At 69.7% G+C, this 22,767-nt stretch carries 15 protein-coding genes and 3 rRNA genes; 4 read left to right on the plus strand and 14 right to left on the minus strand.

Annotated features, from left to right (window positions below):
* Positions 1–205 precede the first annotated feature (205 nt).
* Complete coding sequence (locus OH807_RS08630; protein ID WP_406195935.1) at positions 206–1,573, plus strand: dipeptidase; 1,368 nt, start codon at positions 206–208, stop codon at positions 1,571–1,573.
* A 54-nt stretch (positions 1,574–1,627) separates the two neighbouring features.
* Here OH807_RS08630 and OH807_RS08635 read toward each other — a convergent pair whose 3' ends face one another.
* From OH807_RS08635 to OH807_RS08665, 7 genes are all read right to left on the minus strand, one after another.
* Positions 1,628–2,491, minus strand: coding sequence for a DUF4184 family protein (locus tag OH807_RS08635; RefSeq protein ID WP_406195937.1), 864 nt, complete (start codon positions 2,489–2,491; stop codon positions 1,628–1,630).
* Positions 2,492–2,671: 180 nt separating this feature from the next.
* On the minus strand, positions 2,672–3,739 hold the full coding sequence (locus OH807_RS08640; protein WP_406195939.1) for an NUDIX domain-containing protein: 1,068 nt from the start codon (positions 3,737–3,739) through the stop codon (positions 2,672–2,674).
* A gap of 463 nt (positions 3,740–4,202) precedes the next feature.
* Complete coding sequence (locus OH807_RS08645; protein WP_406195942.1) at positions 4,203–5,084, minus strand: C40 family peptidase; 882 nt, start codon at positions 5,082–5,084, stop codon at positions 4,203–4,205.
* 271 nt (positions 5,085–5,355) lie between these two features.
* Positions 5,356–6,777 (minus strand): acyl-CoA synthetase, encoded by a 1,422-nt coding sequence (locus OH807_RS08650; protein ID WP_406195945.1) that lies wholly within the window; start codon positions 6,775–6,777, stop codon positions 5,356–5,358.
* Positions 6,778–6,958: 181 nt separating this feature from the next.
* The gene (locus OH807_RS08655; RefSeq protein ID WP_406195947.1) at positions 6,959–7,921 is read right to left on the minus strand and encodes an electron transfer flavoprotein subunit alpha/FixB family protein; all 963 of its coding nucleotides are present in this window, start codon (positions 7,919–7,921) and stop codon (positions 6,959–6,961) included.
* Between the two features lie 44 nt (positions 7,922–7,965).
* A complete protein-coding gene (locus OH807_RS08660) occupies positions 7,966–8,751 on the minus strand; it encodes an electron transfer flavoprotein subunit beta/FixA family protein (protein WP_406195950.1) in 786 nt (261 codons plus the stop codon).
* 354 nt (positions 8,752–9,105) lie between these two features.
* Complete coding sequence (locus OH807_RS08665) at positions 9,106–9,519, minus strand: thioredoxin family protein (protein ID WP_406195953.1); 414 nt, start codon at positions 9,517–9,519, stop codon at positions 9,106–9,108.
* A gap of 277 nt (positions 9,520–9,796) precedes the next feature.
* On the opposite strand from OH807_RS08665, the gene OH807_RS08670 reads away from it, so the two are divergent.
* The 3 genes from OH807_RS08670 (at position 9,797) to OH807_RS08680 (ending at position 12,803) form a co-directional block, all read left to right on the plus strand.
* Positions 9,797–10,222: a DUF4395 domain-containing protein gene (locus OH807_RS08670; RefSeq protein WP_406195955.1), complete on the plus strand. Its 426-nt coding sequence runs from the start codon at positions 9,797–9,799 to the stop codon at positions 10,220–10,222.
* 343 nt (positions 10,223–10,565) lie between these two features.
* Positions 10,566–11,336: a lysophospholipid acyltransferase family protein gene (locus tag OH807_RS08675; protein ID WP_406195958.1), complete on the plus strand. Its 771-nt coding sequence runs from the start codon at positions 10,566–10,568 to the stop codon at positions 11,334–11,336.
* 282 nt (positions 11,337–11,618) lie between these two features.
* Complete coding sequence (locus OH807_RS08680) at positions 11,619–12,803, plus strand: hypothetical protein (RefSeq protein ID WP_406195960.1); 1,185 nt, start codon at positions 11,619–11,621, stop codon at positions 12,801–12,803.
* Between the two features lie 17 nt (positions 12,804–12,820).
* Here the strand turns inward: OH807_RS08680 and OH807_RS08685 are convergent, their stop codons facing one another.
* From OH807_RS08685 to OH807_RS08715, 7 genes are all read right to left on the minus strand, one after another.
* Complete coding sequence (locus OH807_RS08685; protein WP_406195962.1) at positions 12,821–13,522, minus strand: hypothetical protein; 702 nt, start codon at positions 13,520–13,522, stop codon at positions 12,821–12,823.
* 91 nt (positions 13,523–13,613) lie between these two features.
* A 5S ribosomal RNA gene (gene rrf, locus OH807_RS08690) occupies positions 13,614–13,730 on the minus strand.
* A gap of 85 nt (positions 13,731–13,815) precedes the next feature.
* A 23S ribosomal RNA gene (locus OH807_RS08695) occupies positions 13,816–16,938 on the minus strand.
* Positions 16,939–17,219: 281 nt separating this feature from the next.
* A 16S ribosomal RNA gene (locus OH807_RS08700) occupies positions 17,220–18,743 on the minus strand.
* Together the 16S, 23S and 5S rRNA genes form the textbook arrangement of a ribosomal RNA operon.
* Positions 18,744–19,200: 457 nt before the next feature.
* Complete coding sequence (locus tag OH807_RS08705) at positions 19,201–20,280, minus strand: threonine aldolase family protein (RefSeq protein WP_406210813.1); 1,080 nt, start codon at positions 20,278–20,280, stop codon at positions 19,201–19,203.
* Positions 20,277–21,035 (minus strand): SDR family NAD(P)-dependent oxidoreductase, encoded by a 759-nt coding sequence (locus OH807_RS08710; protein WP_406195964.1) that lies wholly within the window; start codon positions 21,033–21,035, stop codon positions 20,277–20,279. Before OH807_RS08710 ends, OH807_RS08705 begins: the two co-directional genes overlap by 4 nt.
* The gene (locus OH807_RS08715) at positions 21,032–22,432 is read right to left on the minus strand and encodes a DUF6421 family protein (protein WP_406195966.1); all 1,401 of its coding nucleotides are present in this window, start codon (positions 22,430–22,432) and stop codon (positions 21,032–21,034) included. The genes OH807_RS08710 and OH807_RS08715 overlap by 4 nt, the downstream gene beginning before the upstream one ends.
* Positions 22,433–22,767: the final 335 nt, after the last annotated feature.

Below are 22,767 nucleotides of genomic sequence, written 5' to 3' on the forward strand. Positions count from 1 at the left end.
GGAGCTTCCGGAGTCAGTCACGTCGAGCAATCCTATGCGGCCCGGTGAGCCGGCGTCCGCCGCGGCACCCCGAACATCCGCACGATCCCCACGACCGCTCGTTCGGCCCGGCCTATGATCGTCCGTACCCCAAGTCCACACCCCAAGTCCACGTCGCCCGCCGGAACCATCCTCCCCGACGGGCCAGCCCTCCCGGAGCACCCGCATGCCGAAGCAGCCCCTGGCCGACGCCGTCCGGTCCCTGATGGACCGTGCCCGTACCGACCTCGCCGAGCTGGTCGCCTTCCCCTCCGTCGCCGACCCGCGGCAGTTCCCGGTCGAGGAGTGCCGCAAGGCCGCGCAGTGGGTGGCCGACGCCTTCGCCGCCGAGGGCCTGACGAACGTGCAGCTGCTGGACACCCCCGACGGCACCCAGTCGGTCTACGCCGAGCTGCCCGGCCCGGCCGGCGCACCCACCGTGCTGCTCTACTCCCACTACGACGTGCAGCCGCCGCTGGACGAGGACGGCTGGCTGAGCCCCGCCTTCGAGCTGACCGAGCGGGACGGCCGCTGGTACGGGCGCGGCGCCGCCGACTGCAAGGGCAACATCCTGATGCACCTGACGGCCCTCCGCGCGCTGCGCGAGGTGTACGGGGACGGCTACCCGGTCGGCCTGAAGATCGTCGTGGAGGGCTCGGAGGAGCAGGGCACCGGCGGCCTGGAGCGGTACGCCGAGGCGCACCCCGAGCTGCTGGCCGCCGACGCCATCGTGATCGGCGACGCCGGCAACTTCGCCGCCGGACTGCCCACCGTCACCGCCTCGCTGCGCGGCATGACGGTGGTCGAGGTGACGGTCACCACGCTGGCCGGAAACCTGCACTCGGGCGCCTTCGGCGGCGCCGCCCCGGACGCCCTCCAGGCCCTGGTGAAGGTGCTGGCCTCGCTGCACGACGAGCACGGCGACGTCGCGGTGGCGGGGCTGGCCGGCGGCCAGACCTGGCCCGGCGTGCAGTACCCGGAGGAGAAGTTCCGGGCCGACGCCAAGGTGCTCGACGGCGTCGCGCTGTCCGGCACCGGCAGCGTCGCCGACCGGCTCTGGGCCCGTCCGGCGGTCACCGTGCTCGGCATCGACGCCCCGCCGGTGATCGGCGCCACCTCCTCCGTCCAGGCCACCGCCAAGGCGCTGGTCAGCCTCCGGGTGCCGCCGGGCACCGACACCGCCGCCGCCCAGGAGGCGCTGGCCGCCCACCTGGAGGCCCGGGTCCCGTTCGGCGCGCAGCTGCGGATCGAGCGCCACGGCAACGGTTCGCCGTTCAGCGCCGACACCTCCGGCCCGGCCTACGAGGCGATGGGCGAGGCGATGGCCGAGGCCTTCGGCACCCCGATGGTCGCCTCCGGCGAGGGCGGCTCGATCCCGCTCTGCAACACCCTGCAGACGCTCTACCCGGAGGCGGAGATCGTGCTGATCGGCGTCGAGGAGCCGACCACCCAGATCCACGCCGTCAACGAGAGCGTCGACCCCGAGGAGCTGGAGCGGATGGCGCTGACCGAGGCGCTCTTCCTGCGCCGCTACGCGGAGCTCCGCAAGCGCTGAGGCCCCGACCGGCCGGACACCCTCGCACCCCGGCCGCTCACCGCGCCCCGCTGCTCACACCCCGGCCCGCTCGGCCGACCGCTCCCGGTCGGCCGGGCGGCCACCGGGCCGCCGGCCCAGCCGCGCCGCCGCCGCGTGCACCAGTGCGTACCCGACGGCGCCGACGGCGAGGCCCGCACCCGCCCCGAAGCAGAACTCCGGGATCAGGTTCCGCCGCAGCGGCGTGAGCCGGTGCACCACCCCCGCCGCCGTCGCCGCGCCCAGCACCGCGACGGCGGCCCGTCGGACGCCCGCCGGAGGGCGCACGGCCGGCTCCACGGGCTCGACCGCCCGGACGGCACGCCCCGCCCAGCCGGCCAGCGCGGCCAGCGCCAGCGCGGAACTGCCGTACTGGAGCGCCGTGTACAGCGGCAGCCCGGCGACCGTCCGGTCCAGCACCGGCAGCAGGGTGACGCCGAGCCGGCCCTCATGGGTGAAGGCGTCCCAGCCGACGTGGGTGGCCGCGCCGATCGCCGCCGAGCCCGCGAACCAGGCCGCGGCCGCGGCGGTGCCGCCGCCCGTACCCGCCGCGCCGCCGTCGCCGCCCGCAGCCCCGGGCCGGCCGGACCGGCGGACCGTCAGCGCCTCGGCCGCCCCTGCCCACCGGCCGGGCAGCAGCCCGACCAGCGGGCCGCGCAGCAGACCGTGCCAGCCCGCCACGAGCGCGCCCGCTATCACCACGTCCACCGTCGGCACCGCCCACCAGCGGTGCGTCAGCCCGCCCTGCCCGTACACGCCGGGCAGCAGCGACTCCGCGAAGAACGGCACGTCGGGCGCCATCGAGCCGGCGACCAGCGCCGAGGCGACCAGAGGCCCGCGCGCCCCCGCCGCGCGCAGCAGGGGCAGGACGGCGGCCGGGTGGCTCAGGGTGAACGGCATGCCCCCATCCTGCCGCCCCCGCCCGCTTCCACCGAACCGGCCACCCCCGGGGCGAACAACGGGACGGACGACGGGACGGACGACGGGACGGACGGCGGGGCGAACAACGGGACGGACACGCAGCACGAGCGACGAGGAGCCGCGGGGAGGGCGCGGGCAGCGCGCGGCCGCCGCACCCCGCTACGCCGCGTCGGCCGCCCGGGCCAGGCCGAGGGCCGTCCGCCGCCCGGCCTCCAGGTAGCGCAGCTCACCGCTGCGGCGGGCGTCCAGCGCGGCCGCGAGCCGCCGGTACCGGCCGGGCGGCAGCAGGCCGGCGGCCTCCTCCAGGCTGACGAAGCGCCAGCTGCGCAGTTCCTCCTGCGGGAGGAGCAGGCCCTGACGGGCGGCGGCGTCCAGCAGACCGCCGTCGTAGACCAGCCGCAGGCCGCCGCGGCGCGGGCCGGTCCGCGGCTCCCAGTCGACCGCGAGCAGCCGCAGCGCGGCCGGGTCGAGGCGCAGGCCGAGCTCCTCGGCCGTCTCCCGCAGGGCCGCGTCCGTCGGCGCCTCGCCGCGTTCGACGACGCCGCCGGGGAACTCCCAGTCCGGTTTGTAGACCGGGTCGACGAGCAGCACCCGGTCCTGCTCGTCGAAGAACAGCACGGCGGAGGCGACGGTGTCACCGGTCGGGTCGGGGGTCTGGACGATCGGGCAGCGGGCCGAGCCGTCCTGGACGAGCCGGGCGAGCCGCTCGGCGGTCTCGCGCGGCGTCAGGGCGCCGCTGTCGACGAGCCGGGCGTCCCGGCCGAGCCAGCGGCGGGCGGTGCGGTAGCGGGGCAGGTGCTCCAGGCACCACTGCCGGATCCGCTCGCTGCGCTCGGGATCGTCGGGGATCTCCTCGCGTTGGGCTATCCGCTCACGCAGGATCGTTTCTTCTGGGTCCAGCACGAGGTGGTGCACCGTGATCCCGTTCGAGGCGAGCGCCCCGAAGATCTCGTCCCGGTAGTCCTCCCGGAGCAGCGTCATCGGGACGACCAGCGGGCCCGGCACCTCACCCAGCAATGCGGCCGCCGTCTCCGGGACGAGCCGGCGCCAGGCCGGCAGGTCCTGGAAGTCCGACACCGCAGCCAGCCGGTCGGCCGGCAGCATCCCGCGCAGCCCGAACCCGATCTGCTCCGGGTCGAACAGCGTGCTGCCGGGCAGCAGCTCGACCAACTCGCGGCAGGCACTCGTCTTGCCCGCGCCGAACGTGCCATTGACCCAGACGATCACAACGTCCCCTGCCCCTCGACTTCCCCCGGTGCCGTTCGCACCGGGCGGCGCCCCCGTCGGCCGAACCGGCGCCACCCGAGGTGGTACCCCCGCCGTGCCGGTCCCCATACCTCCGGACGGGGGCCGCCCCCAGGATCGCAGGCCGCCCCGTGACAGGGGCATGTGCCCAGGCCAGAAGGGCTGCCCCGACCTCCGCGCGCCCGCGTCACCGCCGGTCCGCGCGCCCCCGGACACCGGCGTCCGCACTCATCGTGCGCGCCCCCTCCACACCCCACGCGCCCCCTCCGCACCCGACCTCCGCACCCGACCTCCGGACCCGACCTCCGGACCCGACCTCCGGCCCGCGCCGGACGCCCTCCCCGACCCGACCTCCGGGCGGGGGCGGACCGTCACGAACGCCCGGGCCGGCCGGGAGTCGGTGCCTCCCGGCCGGCCCGGGCGTCGTACCACCCGGATGCGGGCCTCAGGGCCGGCCCATGTGCGTGGGGTAGTAGCCGCTGCTGATGCCCGAGATGCGGATGTCCGTACCGGGCCGGGCGGCCTCCACGTACTGGTTGTTGCCCAGGTAGATCGCCACGTGGTGGATTCCCCGGGCGCTGCCGTCGTCCGACCAGAAGAGCAGGTCACCGCGCCGGAGCTGGCCGGCGCTCACCGGCGTGGTCGCCGCGTACTGGTCGTTGGCGACCCGCGGCAGGTCGATCCCGCCGCGCCGGAAGGACTGCTGGACGAGGCCCGAGCAGTCGTAGCCGTCCGGTCCGTTCCCGGCCGTCAGGAACGGCTTGCCGAGCTGGGCCAGCGCGAACTGCACCGCCGTCTCGACGTCGCCGTCGGCCGCGGGCGCCGCGGCCGAGGCGGAGGAGCCGGACGACGAGCCCGAGGAGGAGCCGCCCCCGGTCCGGTCCAGGTAGATGTCGTAGTGCGAGGTCCAGCGCCACTCGCCCTGGCTGTTCTTGAACCAGTAGCGCGAGCCGTCCCACCCCTGCTTGATCCCGCCGGAGGAGGACGAGGAGGACTTGGCCGGCGAGGACGAGGAGCCGCCCCCGGTCCGGGCCTGGTAGATGTCGTAGTGCGAGGTCCAGCGCCACTGGCCCTGGCTGTTCTTGAACCAGTACCGCGAGCCGTCCCACCCGGCGTGGGCCGGCGCGGACTCGGCCGCTGCGCTGCCCACACTGGTGCCGAGGCCGATCACGCCGGCTCCGGCCGCGATCACGGCCACCATGCCTATCCCCCGGCGCACCCGCGCCGACCGGGAGGGACGGGCGGCACGCGGCCGCGCGTCGGTGGTGGCGTGCTGCTCGGTCGGGTCGTCGGCGGCACCCGGGGCGCCGGTGTTGACGGTCGTCATCCTGCTGTCTTCCTTTGCTGGCTCTACTGCGTTGCTGAGCGGGGATCGGCAGAGGTCCTCCGGCCGACATGCCGCGGCTTCCGGTGTTCCTGCGACCGGGAGCCGCAGCATGTCCTGCGGGTATTCGGTTCTGCCTGCGTGTCACGGTAGGCACGCGTCCGCTCACGGCGCGCAGTGGAGTGCGCCAATGGAAGGGTTCACGGATGGTGAGCAGGGCGACGGACAATCAGGTGAGCGATCGGGTGAGCGACCGTCACCGGATGACCTCCCGTCACCCGTGTGCCGCCTCCGCCAGCAGCTGCTTCTTCAGCACCTTGCCCATGGCGTTCCTGGGCAGTTCGGACACCAGCACCACCTTGCGGGGCCGCTTGTGCACCGAGAGCCGCTCCGCCACGAAGTCCGTCAGCTGTTCCCCCGTCACCTCGCCGTCCGCGATGACGTACGCGACCACCGCCTGGCCGAGGTCCTCGTCGGGGGTGCCGACCACGGCGGCGTCGGCGACGGCGGGGTGGTCGCGCAGGGCCGCCTCGACCTCACCGGCGCCGATCCGGTAGCCGCCGCTCTTGATCAGGTCCACCGAGGCCCGGCCGACGATCCGGTGGAAGCCGTCCTCGCCGATCACCGCGACGTCGCCGGTGCGGAACCAGCCGTCCGCCGTCCACGACTCGGCGTCGGCGTCCGGGCGGTTGAGGTAGCCGGCGAACAGGGTCGGCCCGGCGACCTGCAGCTCACCGACGCTCTCGCCGTCGGCCGGCACCGGTTCGCCGTCCTCGCCGACCAGCCTGGTCCGGACGCCGGCCAGCGGCAGGCCGACGCTGCCGGGGCGGCGCTCGCCGTCCGCCCGGGTGGAGACGGTGATCAGCGACTCGGTCATGCCGTAGCGCTCGATCGGGGCGTGGCCGGTCAGCGCGGCCAGCTTGGCGAAGACCGGCACCGGCAGCGGGGCGCTGCCGGAGACCAGCAGCCGGGCCGAGGCCAGCCGCCCGGCCGCCGCCGGGTCCGCGGCCACCCGGGACCAGACGGTCGGCACACCGAAGTAGAGGCTGCCGCCGGCGGCGGCGTACCCGGCCGGGGTGGGCCGCCCGGTGTGCACCAGCCGGCTGCCGGTGCGCAGGGCGCCCAGCACGCCGAGCACCAGGCCGTGCACGTGGAACAGCGGCAGGCCGTGCGCCAGGGTGTCGTCGGCGGTCCACGCCCAGGCCGCGGCCAGCGCGTCCAGATCGGCGGCGACCGCCGACCGGTGGATCACCGCGCCCTTGGGCGCGCCGGTGGTGCCGGAGGTGTAGAGCACGAACGCCGCGGTGTCGGGGGCGGGCTCGGGGTGGGTGGCGGCGGACCGCTCCGCCGGGTCGACCGGCAGCGCGGCGACCCCGGCGTCCTCGGGCGGCGTGTCGCCCGCGGCGTGCGCGAGCAGGACGGCGCCCGAGTCCCGCAGGATGTGCGCGCGTTCCTTGGGCCCGGAGTCGGGCGGCAGCGGCACCACCGGCACGCCCGCCAGCAGCCCGCCGACCACGGCGACGACGGTCTCGGCGGTGGGCCGGGCGAGCACGGCCAGCGCCGGGGCGCCGGCCACCCGGTCGGCCACCGCGCTCGCCGCCCCGAGCAGGTGCTCGCGGGAGAGCGCCCGCCCGTCGATCCGCAGTGCGTCGCCGGAGTCGCCGTGGTCGCCCCGAAGCGCCGTCAGGAGTGTCATGCCTCTGCCCTCACCCTTGCCCCTGCACCCGGGCCGCCGCCGCGGGCAGTCGGGTGCAGCAGTGTCGTCACCGATGGTGCGGCCGACTCTACGGGGCACGGGTTCGGCCGCTCCAAAGCCGCGGGGCGCGCCCGGGAGATCCCGGACGCGCCCCGGCGTCGGCCGTTCACCTGCTACCGGGTCAGGCCTTGCGGGCCTTCACCTCGGCGGTGAGCTGCGGCAGCACGGCGAAGAGGTCGCCGACGACGCCGTAGTCGACCAGCTCGAAGATCGGGGCCTCCGGGTCCTTGTTGACGGCCACGATGGTCTTCGAGGTCTGCATGCCCGCGCGGTGCTGAATCGCACCGGAGATGCCGGCCGCGATGTACAGCTGCGGGGAGACCTGCTTGCCGGTCTGGCCGACCTGACTGCTGTGCGGGTACCAACCCGCGTCGACGGCCGCACGCGAGGCACCGACGGCCGCGCCCAGCGCGTCCGCGAGCTCCTCGACCACGCCGAAGCCCTCGGCCGCACCCACACCACGACCACCCGAGACCACGACCGCGGCCTCCGTCAGCTCCGGACGACCACTGGACACCCGCGGCGTCCGCGAGGTCACCGTCGCCGCGTTGCCCGTGAACGCCACCGACACGTTCTCCACCACGCCCGCGGCCGCCACGGCCTCCGGCGCCACCGCGTTCGGCTTCACCGTGATGACCGGCGCACCGTGCGACACCTTCGCCTTCACCTGGAACGACGCCGCGAACACCGACTGCGTCGCGACCGGACCGTCCGCACCCGCCTCCACGTCCACCGCATCGGTGATGATGCCCGAACCGATCCGCAGCGCCACCCGCGCCGCGACCTCCTTGCCCTCACCCGAGGACGTGACCAGCACCGCGGCCGCGTCCACGGCCTTCGCGATCTGCGCCAGCGCGTCCACCTTCGGGACGACCAGCCGGTCCGCGAACTCCGCACCGTCCGCGACGTACACCTTCGCCGCACCGAACTCGGCGACCTTCGCCGCGATACCGGCCGCGGCCGCACCCGCACCCAGGACGACGGCCGACGGCTCGCCGATCCGACGGGCCAGGGTCAGCAGCTCCAGGGCCGGCTTGCGCACCACACCGTCGGCGTGGTCCACCAGAACCAGGATCTCAGCCATGATTCGTTGCTCCTGATCGATCGTTGGAATCGCTTACGGGTGGGCTAGATGAACTTCTGGTCGGCGAGGAACCCGGCGAGCTGCTTACCGCCCTCACCCTCGTCCTTCACGACCGTGCCCGCGGTACGCGCCGGACGCGCCGTCACCGACTCCACCGCCGTCCACGACCCGGCCAGACCGACCTCGCCCGCCTCGATCCCCAGATCGTCCAGGTCCAGCGACTCGACCGGCTTCTTCTTCGCCGCCATGATCCCCTTGAACGACGGGTACCGGGCCTCACCCGACTGGTCCGTCACCGACACCACCGCCGGCAGCGACGCCTCCACCAGCTCCGTCGCCGCGTCACCGTCACGACGGCCCTTCACCACACCACCCTCGACCGACACCTCGGACAGCAGCGTCACCTGCGGCACACCCAGCCGCTCCGCCAGCAACGCCGGCAGCACACCCGTCGTCCCGTCCGTCGACGCCATACCACCGATCACCAGATCGAAACCGGTCTTCTCCAGCGCCTTCGCCAGCACCGCCGACGTCGCGATCACGTCCGACCCGTGAATGTCGTCGTCGTTCACGTGCACGGCCTTGTCCGCACCCATCGACAACGCCTTGCGCAGCGCGTCCTTCGCATCGTCCGGACCCACCGTCAGCACCGTCACCTCGGCGTCACCGTGCGCCTCCGCGATCCGCAGCGCCTGCTCCACGCCGTACTCGTCCAGCTCCGACAGGAGGCCGTCCACGCCCTCCCGGTCGGTGGTGTGGTCGTCCGCGAAACGACGGTCACCCGTCGCGTCCGGCACGTGCTTCACACAGACAACGATCCTCAAGCTCACGGCCTGTCTCCTGTACTGGTCTCGTCCGGCGGCTGCGGCTGTGCAAGCGGGCGCGAAACCGATCCGCACCCGCTCCGGGCAGCGTGTTCCCGTGCCGGTCCGGAACTTGCTGGCAGCATACTCGCCAGTAGCTCAGCGGTCACTACTGGCCAGTAGCTTACGCCGCCGGGCCCGGCCGGACGCCCCGCGCGACGCCTGCGGCGGCCCGGAGGGCCCGCCGGTCCGGACGGACGAACGGGACGGCCTGCACTGCCGTCGAGGCCCATCCTGCCCCAGCCCGGGCCCGGTACCCGCGACGGGGCGCCGGATCCGCCCGGAGATTCCCCGCCGCCCGCAGCGCAGCGGCCCCGCAGCTCAGACCGCCTCGCCGAGTGCCGCGATCACGTCCGCCCGGCGCGGCAGCCCCGCCGCCCGGCGCACCACCCGGCCGCCCGCGTCCAGCACCAGCACGGTCGGCGTCCGCAGGATCTCCAGCCGGCGGACGAGCTCCAGCTGCGCCTCGGCGTCCAGCTCCACGTGCGCCACCCCCTCGACCATGCCCGCCACCTCGCCGAGCACCCGGCGGGTGGCCCGGCACGGCTGGCAGAACGCCGTCGAGAACTGCACCAGGGTGGCCCGCTCACCGAGCGGCACGCCCAGCTCCGTCGCCGACAGCCGTACCGCCCCGTCCTTCGTGCGCACCCGCAGCCTCCCGTCGCGCCGGGCCCGCAGCAGGCCGAACGCACTCGCCAGCGCGAGCACCGCCACGCACACCACCAAACCGGTCATCCCCCCAGTCTGCGCCAGGCCGGCGGACGCCCCGCAGGGAGGGCTCCCGGTCACCGACAGCCGGTGGCGGCACCGTGGCGGCGGGCGGGCCGGGCAGTCCGGCCAAACCGGTCGACCGCCGGGCCGGGCCGCGCGTACGATCGCCGGGTGGACTCCGACCGCCCCGCACAGCCGCTGCTGACCACCCGCCGTGTGGTCGACCTGTGCCGGGCCACGGCCTCGCGCTGTCACTGACGCGCCCCGCCGTCCCCCCTCCACTCCCCACCCCGGAGTCCCCGTGCAGATCGACCCCCGCGGCCCGCGCTTCGCCGCCGTGCTCACCACCCTCGTACTGATCGCCGTCCTGCTCACCGGCAGTGGTGTGCTGCTCGCCCTCCAGGCCGTCGTCTTCGGCCTGGCCGCCATCGGCGGGCTGCACCGCTCCCCGTACAGCCGGCTCTTCCGCACCTTCGTCCTCCCCCGGCTGAAGCCGCCCACCGAGACCGAGGACGAACGGCCGCCGCGCTTCGCCCAGGGCGTCGGGCTGGCCTTCACCGTCATCGGCACGCTCGGCTTCGGCACCGGCGTGACCTGGCTCGGCCTGCTGGCCACCGGCGTCGCCCTCGCCGCCGCCTTCCTCAACGCCGCCTTCGGCTACTGCCTCGGCTGCGAGATGTACCTGCTGATCCGCCGCGCCCAGGGCCGCCTCGACCCCGCGGCCTGACCGCACCGCGCCTCCCGCCGGCCGGGTCCGTACGGGCCCGGCCGCCGTCCAGAGCCCGTCCAGAGCCCGGTCTGCGCCCGGTCCGCGCCCGGTCCGCGCCTGTTCCGCGACGGCCGCCGGAAGGGATTCCACCCGGAAGGTTCCCGTCCGGCCCATCACGGATCTCACACCCCCGACGGCCGTCCGGCCGCAGCCCTCAGGTGACAGCGGGCACTCGTTCGGGGGATCATCTGCGTGTATCACCCGTGGCCGCCGCGGCGTGCCGCGCCTCCGGTCGGCTCCCCCGTACGGTCCGGGTACCGCCGTACCGGGCCGCAAGGGCCCGTGGAAGTCAGGACTGACCGTGGCTGAGTTCGTCTACCCGCCGGTGATCGGCGCCGCACTGACCGTCTTCCGCGCCCTCGACGTGCGGATCAGGATCATCGGTGCCGAGCACATCCCCGCCGAGGGCGGAGCGGTCCTGGTCAGCAACCACATCAGCTACCTGGACTTCCTCTTCGCCGGCCTCGGCGCCTACCGCGGCGGAAAGCGCAAGACCCGCTTCATGGCCAAGGACGACGTCTTCAAGCACGGCATCTCCGGCCCCCTGATGCGCGGCATGAAGCACATCCCGGTCGACCGCACCGACGGCCAGCCCGCCTACGACGCCGCGGTGAGCGCGCTGCGGGCCGGCGAGGTCGTCGGGGTCTTCCCCGAGGCCACCATCAGCCGCTCCTTCATGCTCAAGAAGTTCAAGACCGGCGCCGCCCGGATGGCCGCCGACTCCGGCGCCCCGCTGCTGCCCGTCATCCTCTGGGGCACCCAGCAGCTGTGGACCAAGGGCCGCCCGAAGACCCTCACCAAGCGGCACGTGCCGGTCACCATCATGATCGGCGAGCCGATCGTGCTCGCTCCGGGTGACAAGCCCGTCATGGTCACCCGCCGCCTGCGCGCCGCGATGTCCGAGATGCTCGACCGGGCCCAGCGGGAGTACCCGGGCAAGCCGTCCGGCCCCGACGACACCTGGTGGATGCCCGCCCAGCTCGGCGGCACCGCGCCCACCCTGGAGGCCGCCGAGGCCGAGGACGAGGCGGAGGCGGCCGCCAAGGCCGAACGCCGCGCCGACCGGGACTGACCTCGCGGCCCGCGGCCGTACACCGGCCGCGACGGTACGCCGGGCGACCGGGCCGACCGGGCCGACCGGGGCCGCGGACGACCGGCCGGGGCCCGCGACGGCAACGGCCGCAGTCCGTACCCGATCGGTCAACCAGACGGTCCGCTCTTCATACTCCGTGTGACCGACCGGCGCCGGAGCGTCGCGTGTCGCCCCTCCCTCCGCACTCCCGATCTGCCACAGTGACAGCTCCCTCGGGGCCTCGTCCCGGGCCGGAGACGGAGATACGGAGATCACACGCCGATGACCGGCACACCGCACCTGCCACTACCCACCACCATGGCCCGCACTCGCTCCCGCGCAGGTGCGGGCCTTCTGCTGGCCGGGGTCCTGCTCACCGGCTGCGGTGCCGAGCCGGGCGAGATCCCGCTCAGCGAGATCCGGGCCGAGAGCCCGTCCGCCGCCCCCGAGCCCGCCGTCGCCGCCGCCGCATCCGACCCGACCGCGGGCGCCGTCGCGGCCGCCATCGGGACGAGGACCAACGGCCTGATCGCCGGCCGGGTCTTCCTCGACGAGCAACGGACGACCAGCGCCGTCTTCACCGTCGCCCCCGACGGCACCGGCACGCGCCAGCTCACCCAGCCGCCCGCACAGACCCGGGACGACCACCCCGACTGGTCCCCCGACGGCAGCACGGTCGCCTTCGACCGCAGCGTCGGCGACTCCCCCGGGCGGATCTGGACGATCGGCGCCGACGGCGAGAACGCCCACCGGATCGGGCCGCTCTGCGAAGCCGGCGCACCCGACTGCACCAACGAGGCCGAGACCACCCCGGCCTTCTCCCCCGACGGCACGCAGCTCGCCTTCAGCCGCACCTGGGGCGCCGCCGACCCGACGGCCAACCAGATCCAGTACAGCGACCTCTACGTGATGAGCCCCGACGGCACCAGCGTCCAGCGGGTCACCTTCCTCACCAACGACACCCCGTACTCCGGCGAGGTCAGCAGCCCCGCGTGGTCCCCCGACGGCAAGCAGATCGTCTTCTCCTACCGGACGAGCGCCACCGGCCAACCCGCCAACAGCCGCGCCCTCTACGTCGTCAACGCCGATGGCACCGGCCTGCGCCGCCTCACCCCGTGGGAGCTGCGCGCCGGCGAGCGGGCCAACTGGTCGCCCGACGGCACCGAGATCGTGTTCACCACGTACCCCTCGGGCCCCGACAACGCACCGGGCGGCGGCATCTACACCGTCCACCCCGACGGCACCGCCATCGGCGCCCTCACCCCCGGGCCGTCCGACGTCTTCTACGGCGCCGCCGGCTACTCCCCCGACGGCAGCTCGATCGCCTTCACCCAGGCGCCCGCCAGCGGGAACGCCCAGCTGTTCACCATGAAGCGCGACGGCTCGAACGTCACCCCGCTCACCGGCACGGCCGGCCGCGGGGACACCCGGCCGGCCTGGGGCACAGCGGCCACAGTGACGCAGTAGCGCGGCCCGTCCGGGCCCTACGACGGCGTCGGCTGCGGGCTCATCGCGTGCTCGAACAGCTTCTCCTCGGCACGCTTCAGCAGTTCGTCGGCCTTCTTCCGGGCCGCCGCCTCGGCCTTGTCGAGCGCTCCCGGGTAGTCCGCCGACCGGTCGCTGCCGGCACCGTAGTCCACGTCGACATCCAGGCGCAGATTGCCGTCGCAGATGCTGGACTTGAACGTCAGGTGGTCGACCGCCCCGGGGATGGTGTCGGTGAGCGGGTGCCGGACCGACACCTGGTACCCCTCCTGCCCGAGCCCACCACCGTCGTTCCTCTCGAACTTCCGGGTCTCGGTCGGCTTCGGCCCGCCGATCGGCGACCTCGCGTTCTCCGCCGCGACCTCCAGCCAATGACAGCCACGGGCCGCCTCGAAAACCGTCGCGTCGACGGACACCCGCCAGTCCTCCAGACCTTCGCCGGCGTCGTAGCTACAACTGATCGTCTTGGACGGATCGCTCTGGATCCCGGCGCTCGTGACGGGTATGGAGCTCCGCAGCCCCGGCAGGCCGGGATCGCCGAGCGCTGCACAGACGTTGCTGACCGTGCGGTACCACCCGACGCTGTGCGCCTTGCCGCCACTGCCACCGCCGCCACTGCTGCTGCATGCCGTCAGGACCACGAGGCCGGCGGCCGCCAGGGCCGCCGTCCCGGCACGGAAGGTTCGATTTCGACTCGTCATCGCGCCAGGCTAGAGCCGGCACCACCTCAGTGTCCGGAAAACGCAAAGAACCCCTTCCCGTATCCCGGGAAGGGGTTCTTTGTGAATGATTGTTCGGCGGCGTCCTACTCTCCCACAGGGTCCCCCCTGCAGTACCATCGGCGCTGTGAGGCTTAGCTTCCGGGTTCGGAATGTAACCGGGCGTTTCCCTCACGCTATGACCACCGAAACACTATGAAACTGTCAACCGCACCCACGACAGGCCATGTCATGGGGGTCGTTGTTTCAGAACAACACAGTGGACGCGAGCAACTGAGGACAAGCCCTCGGCCTATTAGTACCGGTCAACTCCACCCCTTACAGGGCTTCCATATCCGGCCTATCAACCCAGTCGTCTACTGGGAGCCTTACCCTCTCAAGGAGGTGGGAGTGCTCATCTCGAAGCAGGCTTCCCGCTTAGATGCTTTCAGCGGTTATCCCTCCCGAACGTAGCCAACCAGCCATGCCCTTGGCAGGACAACTGGCACACCAGAGGTTCGTCCGTCCCGGTCCTCTCGTACTAGGGACAGCCCTTCTCAACACTCCTACGCGCACAGCGGATAGGGACCGAACTGTCTCACGACGTTCTAAACCCAGCTCGCGTACCGCTTTAATGGGCGAACAGCCCAACCCTTGGGACCTACTCCAGCCCCAGGATGCGACGAGCCGACATCGAGGTGCCAAACCATCCCGTCGATATGGACTCTTGGGGAAGATCAGCCTGTTATCCCCGGGGTACCTTTTATCCGTTGAGCGACGGCGCTTCCACAAGCCACCGCCGGATCACTAGTCCCGACTTTCGTCCCTGCTCGACCCGTCAGTCTCACAGTCAAGCTCCCTTGTGCACTTACACTCAACACCTGATTGCCAACCAGGCTGAGGGAACCTTTGGGCGCCTCCGTTACTCTTTAGGAGGCAACCGCCCCAGTTAAACTACCCACCAGACACTGTCCCTGATCCGGATCACGGACCCAGGTTAGACATCCAGCACGACCAGAGTGGTATTTCAACGACGACTCCACAACAACTGGCGTTGCTGCTTCAAAGTCTCCCACCTATCCTACACAAGCCGAACCGAACACCAATATCAAGCTATAGTAAAGGTCCCGGGGTCTTTCCGTCCTGCTGCGCGAAACGAGCATCTTTACTCGTAATGCAATTTCACCGGGCCTATGGTTGAGACAGTCGAGAAGTCGTTACGCCATTCGTGCAGGTCGGAACTTACCCGACAAGGAATTTCGCTACCTTAGGATGGTTATAGTTACCACCGCCGTTTACTGGCGCTTAAGTTCTCAGCTTCGCCCCGACGAATCAGAGCTAACCGGTCCCCTTAACGTTCCAGCACCGGGCAGGCGTCAGTCCGTATACATCGCCTTACGGCTTCGCACGGACCTGTGTTTTTAGTAAACAGTCGCTTCTCGCTGGTCTCTGCGGCCACCCCCAGCTCGGAGTGCAAGACTCGTCACCAGGAATGGCCCCCCTTCTCCCGAAGTTACGGGGGCATTTTGCCGAGTTCCTTAACCATAGTTCACCCGAACGCCTCGGTATTCTCTACCTGACCACCTGAGTCGGTTTGGGGTACGGGCCGCCATGAAACTCGCTAGAGGCTTTTCTCGACAGCATAGGATCATCCACTTCACCACAATCGGCTCGGCATCAGGTCTCAGCCTCAATGAGTGACGGATTTGCCTATCACTCGGCCTACACCCTTACCCCGGGACAACCACCGCCCGGGCTGGACTACCTTCCTGCGTCACCCCATCGCTCACCTAATACAGACTTGGTCCGGCGGCTCCACCACGTCCCTTTGTCCGAAGACTCCGGGCCGGCTTCACGGCCTTAGCATCACCTGGTTCAGCGTTGGCGCTTCAAAGCGGGTACGGGAATATCAACCCGTTGTCCATCGACTACGCCTGTCGGCCTCGCCTTAGGTCCCGACTTACCCTGGGCAGATCAGCTTGACCCAGGAACCCTTGGTCAATCGGCGCAAGAGTTTCTCACTCTTGTATCGCTACTCATGCCTGCATTCTCACTCGTGTACCGTCCACGACTGGTTTCCACCGCCGCTTCACCCGGCACACGACGCTCCCCTACCCATCACAGCAGGCGTTGGCCCTATATGCTGCAATGACACGACTTCGGTGATGTGCTTGAGCCCCGCTACATTGTCGGCGCGGAATCACTTGACCAGTGAGCTATTACGCACTCTTTCAAGGGTGGCTGCTTCTAAGCCAACCTCCTGGTTGTCTCTGCGACTCCACATCCTTTCCCACTTAGCACACGCTTAGGGACCTTAGTCGGTGTTCTGGGCTGTTTCCCTCTCGACCATGGAGCTTATCCCCCACAGTCTCACTGCCACGCTCTCACTTACCGGCATTCGGAGTTTGGCTAAGGTCAGTAACCCGGTGAGGCCCATCGCCTATCCAGTGCTCTACCTCCGGCAAGAAACACGTGACGCTGCACCTAAATGCATTTCGGGGAGAACCAGCTATCACGGAGTTTGATTGGCCTTTCACCCCTAACCACAGGTCATCCCCCAGGTTTTCAACCCTGGTGGGTTCGGTCCTCCACGAAGTCTTACCTCCGCTTCAACCTGCCCATGGCTAGATCACTCCGCTTCGGGTCTTGGGCATGCAACTCAAACGCCCTATTCGGACTCGCTTTCGCTACGGCTACCCCACACGGGTTAACCTCGCTACACACCGCAAACTCGCAGGCTCATTCTTCAAAAGGCACGCAGTCACGAGACACACAGCAAGCTGCACGTCCGACGCTCCCACGGCTTGTAGGCACACGGTTTCAGGTACTATTTCACTCCGCTCCCGCGGTACTTTTCACCATTCCCTCACGGTACTATCCGCTATCGGTCACCAGGGAATATTTAGGCTTAGCGGGTGGTCCCGCCAGATTCACACGGGATTTCTCGGGCCCCGTGCTACTTGGGAGTTTCTCAAACGAGCCGTACAGATTTCGTCTACGGGGGTCTTACCCTCTACGCCGGACCTTTCGCATGTCCTTCGACTACCCATACGGTTTCTGACTCGTCGACCGGCCGGCAGACCGATCAAGAAAAATCCCACGACCCCACCAGCGCAACCCCTGCCGGGTCTCACACGCTGATGGTTTAGCCTCATCCGGTTTCGCTCGCCACTACTCCCGGAATCACGGTTGTTTTCTCTTCCTGCGGGTACTGAGATGTTTCACTTCCCCGCGTTCCCTCCACATACCCTATGTGTTCAGGTATGGGTGACAGCCCATGACGACTGCCGGGTTTCCCCATTCGGAAACCCCCGGATCAAAGCCTGGTTGACGGCTCCCCGGGGACTATCGTGGCCTCCCACGTCCTTCATCGGTTCCTGGTGCCAAGGCATCCACCGTGCGCCCTTAAAAACTTGGCCACAGATGCTCGCGTCCACTGTGCAGTTCTCAAACAACGACCAGTCACCCACCATCAACAACCCGAAACGGGCTGCCTCAAGTGAGACCGGCATCACTGAAGCAACGACCATACGGCCGTTCCCTCAGGACCCAACAACGTGCCCGACACACCCGATCAACAATCCGTCTTCCACGCCGAAGCAGTACTAACGGATGCCAACCCAGTGTGCCGAATAGTCAACGTTCCACCCATGAGCGACCGTGCAGAACATTCGCCTGCAAGCGGCCATGTGCTCCTTAGAAAGGAGGTGATCCAGCCGCACCTTCCGGTACGGCTACCTTGTTACGACTTCGTCCCAATCGCTGGTCCCACCTTCGACGGCTCCTCCCCTTACGGGTTAGGCCACCGGCTTCGGGTGTTACCGACTTTCGTGACGTGACGGGCGGTGTGTACAAGGCCCGGGAACGTATTCACCGCAGCATGCTGATCTGCGATTACTAGCAACTCCAACTTCATGGGGTCGAGTTGCAGACCCCAATCCGAACTGAGGCCGGCTTTTTGGGATTCGCTCCGCCTCGCGGCATCGCAGCCCTTTGTACCGACCATTGTAGCACGTGTGCAGCCCAAGACATAAGGGGCATGATGATTTGACGTCGTCCCCACCTTCCTCCGAGTTGACCCCGGCAGTCTCCTGTGAGTCCCCATCACCCCGAAAGGCATGCTGGCAACACAGAACAAGGGTTGCGCTCGTTGCGGGACTTAACCCAACATCTCACGACACGAGCTGACGACAACCATGCACCACCTGTATACCGACCACAAGGGGGCGACCATCTCTGGCCGTTTCCGGCATATGTCAAGCCTTGGTAAGGTTCTTCGCGTTGCGTCGAATTAAGCCACATGCTCCGCTGCTTGTGCGGGCCCCCGTCAATTCCTTTGAGTTTTAGCCTTGCGGCCGTACTCCCCAGGCGGGGAACTTAATGCGTTAGCTGCGGCACCGACGACGTGGAATGTCGCCAACACCTAGTTCCCAACGTTTACGGCGTGGACTACCAGGGTATCTAATCCTGTTCGCTCCCCACGCTTTCGCTCCTCAGCGTCAGTAATGGCCCAGAGATCCGCCTTCGCCACCGGTGTTCCTCCTGATATCTGCGCATTTCACCGCTACACCAGGAATTCCGATCTCCCCTACCACACTCTAGCCTGCCCGTATCGAATGCAGACCCGGGGTTAAGCCCCGGGCTTTCACATCCGACGCGACAGGCCGCCTACGAGCTCTTTACGCCCAATAATTCCGGACAACGCTCGCACCCTACGTATTACCGCGGCTGCTGGCACGTAGTTAGCCGGTGCTTCTTCTGCAGGTACCGTCACTTGCGCTTCTTCCCTGCTGAAAGAGGTTTACAACCCGAAGGCCGTCATCCCTCACGCGGCGTCGCTGCATCAGGCTTTCGCCCATTGTGCAATATTCCCCACTGCTGCCTCCCGTAGGAGTCTGGGCCGTGTCTCAGTCCCAGTGTGGCCGGTCGCCCTCTCAGGCCGGCTACCCGTCGTCGCCTTGGTAGGCCATTACCCCACCAACAAGCTGATAGGCCGCGGGCTCATCCTGCACCGCCGGAGCTTTACACCACAGTCCATGCGGACCGTGGTCATATCCGGTATTAGACCCCGTTTCCAGGGCTTGTCCCAGAGTGCAGGGCAGATTGCCCACGTGTTACTCACCCGTTCGCCACTGATCCACCCCGAAGGGCTTCACCGTTCGACTTGCATGTGTTAAGCACGCCGCCAGCGTTCGTCCTGAGCCAGGATCAAACTCTCCGTGAATGTCTTCTCGACAGTGCTTAATGAAAAGCGGTCGAGCTGCACTCGCGTCGAGCGGCACGGCAACCACCGGAATAGGGCGGCCCCGCGCACTGCGTCCTCGCTAGTGTTTTACTTCAAAAGGAATCTCCAACCCCGATCAAGTGATCGAAGCCGGGGATGTCAACATATCTGGCGTTGACTTTTGGCACGCTGTTGAGTTCTCAAGGAACGGACACTTCCTTCAGGCGGCTTTCACACCGACCCTCCGGGCGCTTCGTTCTTTCGTGTTTCCAGCTTACCAGACGTTTTCGCTCCGTTTTTCCGGAGTTTCATTCATCGGATTTGCTTTCCGCGTTGTCCCCGCTCTCTCGCGGCGACTCCGGAACTGTACGGGGACGGGCCCGCCACATGCAAATCGCCCCGCCCTGCGACGGCAGGGCGGGGCGATCGGCGGTCCAGCAGCGTCGGCAGCGGGCCGTCAGGCGCGGCCCATCTCCTCCGCGATGGCGGCGGCGAAGGCGTCGATGTCGGCCTCCGTCGTGTCGAACGAACACATCCAGCGGACCTCGCCGGTGTGCTCGTTCCAGAAGTAGAAGCGGTAACGCTTCTGCAGTCGCTCGCTGACCTCGCGCGGGAGGATCGCGAAGACGGCGTTCGCCTGCACGGGGCGGACGAGGCTCACACCGTCGATGTCACGGACGGCCGCCTCCAGCCGCTTCGCCATGGCGTTGGCGTGGCCGGCGTTGCGCAGGTAGAGGTCACCGGCGAGCAGGGCCTCGAACTGGACCGAGACGAACCGCATCTTCGAGGCCAGCTGCATCGAGGTCTTGCGCAGGTACTTGATGTTGCGGACCCGCTCGGGGTCGAGCACCACCACGACCTCGCCGAAGAGCAGGCCGTTCTTCGTCCCGCCGTACGAGAGCACGTCCACGCCCGCGTCGGTGGTGAAGGCCCGGAGCGGCACGCCGAGCGAGGCGGCGGCGTTGGCCAGGCGCGAGCCGTCCACGTGCACGAGCATGCCGTGCTGGTGGGCGTGCTCGACGATGGCCCGGATCTCCTCGACGGTGTAGAGGGTGCCGAGCTCGGTGCTCTGGGTGATCGAGACCGCGAGCGGCTGCGCGCGGTGCTCGTCGCCGAAGCCCCAGGCCTGCTGGTCGATGAGCTCGGGGGTGAGCTTGCCGTCCGGGGTGGGGACGGTGAGCAGCTTGATGCCGCCCATCTTCTCCGGGGCGCCGCCCTCGTCCACGTTGATGTGGGCGGACTCGGCGGCGATCACCGCGCCCCAGCGCGGGAGCAGGGCCTGCAGCGCGACGACGTTGGCGCCGGTGCCGTTGAAGACCGGGTACGCCTCGGCCTTGTCGCCGAAGTGCCGGCGGAAGACGTCCTGCAGGTGGGTGGTGTAGTCGTCCTCGCCGTAGGCGACCTGGTGACCGCCGTTGGCGAGGGCCACCGCGGCGAGGACCTCCGGGTGGACGCCGGCGTAGTTGTCGCTGGCGAAGCCCCGGACGGCGGGGTCGTGCCGCCGTACCGCGTCGGTGCCGGGGGTGGGGTCGGTCATCGGGCTGTCAGCCACAGGTGCTGTCCGTTCAGTTCTGCTGCGGGGCGGTCCCAGAGGCCCGCCAGGGTTGCGGCGAGGTCGGCGGTGTCGGTGTAACCGGGGAACTTCGCCTCCGGCTTCTCCGCCCGCATCTCGGGACTGACCAGCGCCTTGATCACCAGGATCGCAGCCGCGGCGGTCGGCTCGCCGTCCTCGGCGGTGGTCTCCTTCTTGAAGGAGTCCGCCATGGAGAGCGTCCAGGCCTCGGTGGCGGCCTTGGCGGCGGCGTAGGCGGCGCCGCCGGCGGTCGGCTTGTGGGCCGAGGACGCGGAGATCATCGCGTAGCGGCCGGACTCGCTGCGGACCAGGGCCGGCTGGAAGGCCAGCGAGGTGTGCTGGAGGGTCCGCACGACGGTGTCGTGGAGGAAGTCCCAGTCGTCGATCCGGGTGTCGAAGAACTTCTTGCTGCCGCGCCAGCCGCCGACGAGGTGGAACAGGCCGTCGACGTGGCCGTGCTCGGCCTCCAGGTGGTCGGCCCAGTCGTGCACCTCCTGCGGGTCGAGCAGGTCGATGACCTGGCCGCTGACCCGCGCGCCCGGCACCGCGACGCGGGTGGCGTCGAGGGCGGACTCAAGGCGGTGCGCGTCGATGTCGGCACCAATCACGGTGGCGCCGTCGGCGGTGAGGCGGCGCAGGACGGCCTGGCCGGCCGGGCCGCTGGCGCCGGCGACGGCGATGACCTTGCCGGTCAGCGGCTTGGAGGTGGTGCTGGTCACGCGGCGACTCCCTGGACGCTCGTGCCGGTAATTCCGGTGGTGGAGGCGATGACGCCGCCGAGCTTCTTGGAGAGGGCCTCGTAGAACATGCTCAGCGGGAATTCGTCGGGCAGGACGGCGTCGCACAGCGCCTTGTTCAGCGCCTTGCCGTCGGTGATGTCGAGCGGGAGCGCGTCGGCGCCCTTCGCCCAGGTGGAGGCGGGGTGCGGGGTGAGGTAGCGGGAGACCAGCTCGTACGCGGCGATCCAGTGGGCCGGCTTCGGGCGGTCGATGCCGTCGCGGTAGAGGGTCTCGATCTCGGCGCAGAGCGCGTTGGTCACCTGCGGGGCCCGGTCCCAGTCGATGCTGAGGCGGTTGTCGCGCCAGCGCAGCGCGTCGTTCTTGTGCAGGTAGGCGAAGAGCAGCTGGCCGCCGAGGCCGTCGTAGTTGCGCACGCGGTCACCGCTGACCGGGAAGCGGAAGATCCGGTCGAAGAGGACGGCGTACTGGACGTCGCGCGCGTGCTTGTTGCCCTCGGTCTCCAGCTTCACCGCCTCCTTGAAGGTGGTGAGGTCGCAGCGGAGCTCCTCCAGGCCGTACATCCAGAACGGGCTGCGCTGCTTGATCATGAAGGGGTCGAACGGCAGGTCGCCGTGGCTGTGGGTGCGGTCGTGCACGAGGTCCCACAGGACGAAGGTCTCCTGCGCGCGGTGCTGGTCCTGCAGCAGGCCCTCCGCGTCGGCCGGGATCTCCAGGCCGAGCTGGCGGACGGCGCTGGTGGTGACGGCGCGGAAGCGGGCGGCCTCGCGGTCGCAGAAGATGCCGCCCCAGGTGAAACGTTCCGGCGCCTTGCGCACGGCCACGGTCTCGGGGAAGAGGACGGCGGAGTTGGTGTCGTAGCCGGCCGTGAAGTCGGTGAAGGTGATCGGCACGAACATCGGGTTGTCGAAGCGGGTGCGCTCCAGCTCGGCCAGCCAGTCGGGCCAGACGACGCTCAGCAGGACGGCTTCCAGGTTGCGGTCCGGGTTGCCGTTCTGGGTGTACATCGGGAAGACGACCAGGTGCTCCAGGCCGTCCTCGCGCTGCTCCGCGGGCTGGAAGGCGAGCAGGGAGTCGAGGAAGTCCGGCTCGCGGTAGCCGGTGTCCGCCCACTTCGCGAGGTCGGCGTCGACGGCGGCGAGGTAGTCGGCGTCGTGCGGGAAGAGCGGGGAGAGCTCCTCGACGGCGCTGCGGACGGTGGCGACCAGCGGGTCGACGGTGTGCCGCTGCACGGCGGCGAGGTCGATCGAGCCGTCCTTGGACTGGAGCGGGCGCAGGGCCTCGACGGCTTCCTTCAGGCGCAGCCAGGCCGGGTGGCCGGCGAGGTCGGAGACCGGAGCGTCGGCCGCCACAGCGAGCTTTGGCGAAAGATTCTGCATCGGGGACTCACTTCGACAGGAGGGTTTTCAACGAGACCACCATAAGTACGAAAGGTTCTCCTGTTCAAGGGGGGGCCTACCGACAGATCTCCCGCCAACGGGGCCGACCGCAGGAGAACCACCGGTGAACGGGACCCCAACGGCGGCGCCGGCCACCGGATGTCCGGCATGTGGACGGGTATCTGGATCTTCTGGACAGATGCACCGTGGGGATGCGAACCTCCCGCCATGCTCCCGCTGGTGAACCAGGTGGCCCGGCGCCACGTCGACCTGCTCCGGGCGCCCTCGTGTTGTCACGCCTGCGGTGGTGCGCGCGGCCTCTGCTGCCGCTGCTG

Origin of the sequence: Kitasatospora sp. NBC_01560 (genome assembly GCF_045208415.1) — a bacterium.
Classification (GTDB): Bacteria; Actinomycetota; Actinomycetes; order Streptomycetales; family Streptomycetaceae; genus Kitasatospora.

Coding starts and splice junctions, on each gene's coding strand:
- OH807_RS08630 (WP_406195935.1), top strand. CDS start 206: ATGCCGAAGCAGCCCCTGGCCGACGCCGTCCGGTCCCTGATGGACCGT.
- OH807_RS08635 (WP_406195937.1), bottom strand. CDS start 2,491: ATGCCGTTCACCCTGAGCCACCCGGCCGCCGTCCTGCCCCTGCTGCGC.
- OH807_RS08645 (WP_406195942.1), bottom strand. CDS start 5,084: ATGACGACCGTCAACACCGGCGCCCCGGGTGCCGCCGACGACCCGACC.
- OH807_RS08650 (WP_406195945.1), bottom strand. CDS start 6,777: ATGACACTCCTGACGGCGCTTCGGGGCGACCACGGCGACTCCGGCGAC.
- OH807_RS08655 (WP_406195947.1), bottom strand. CDS start 7,921: ATGGCTGAGATCCTGGTTCTGGTGGACCACGCCGACGGTGTGGTGCGC.
- OH807_RS08665 (WP_406195953.1), bottom strand. CDS start 9,519: ATGACCGGTTTGGTGGTGTGCGTGGCGGTGCTCGCGCTGGCGAGTGCG.
- OH807_RS08680 (WP_406195960.1), top strand. CDS start 11,619: ATGACCGGCACACCGCACCTGCCACTACCCACCACCATGGCCCGCACT.
- OH807_RS08685 (WP_406195962.1), bottom strand. CDS start 13,522: ATGACGAGTCGAAATCGAACCTTCCGTGCCGGGACGGCGGCCCTGGCG.
- OH807_RS08705 (WP_406210813.1), bottom strand. CDS start 20,280: ATGACCGACCCCACCCCCGGCACCGACGCGGTACGGCGGCACGACCCC.
- OH807_RS08715 (WP_406195966.1), bottom strand. CDS start 22,432: ATGCAGAATCTTTCGCCAAAGCTCGCTGTGGCGGCCGACGCTCCGGTC.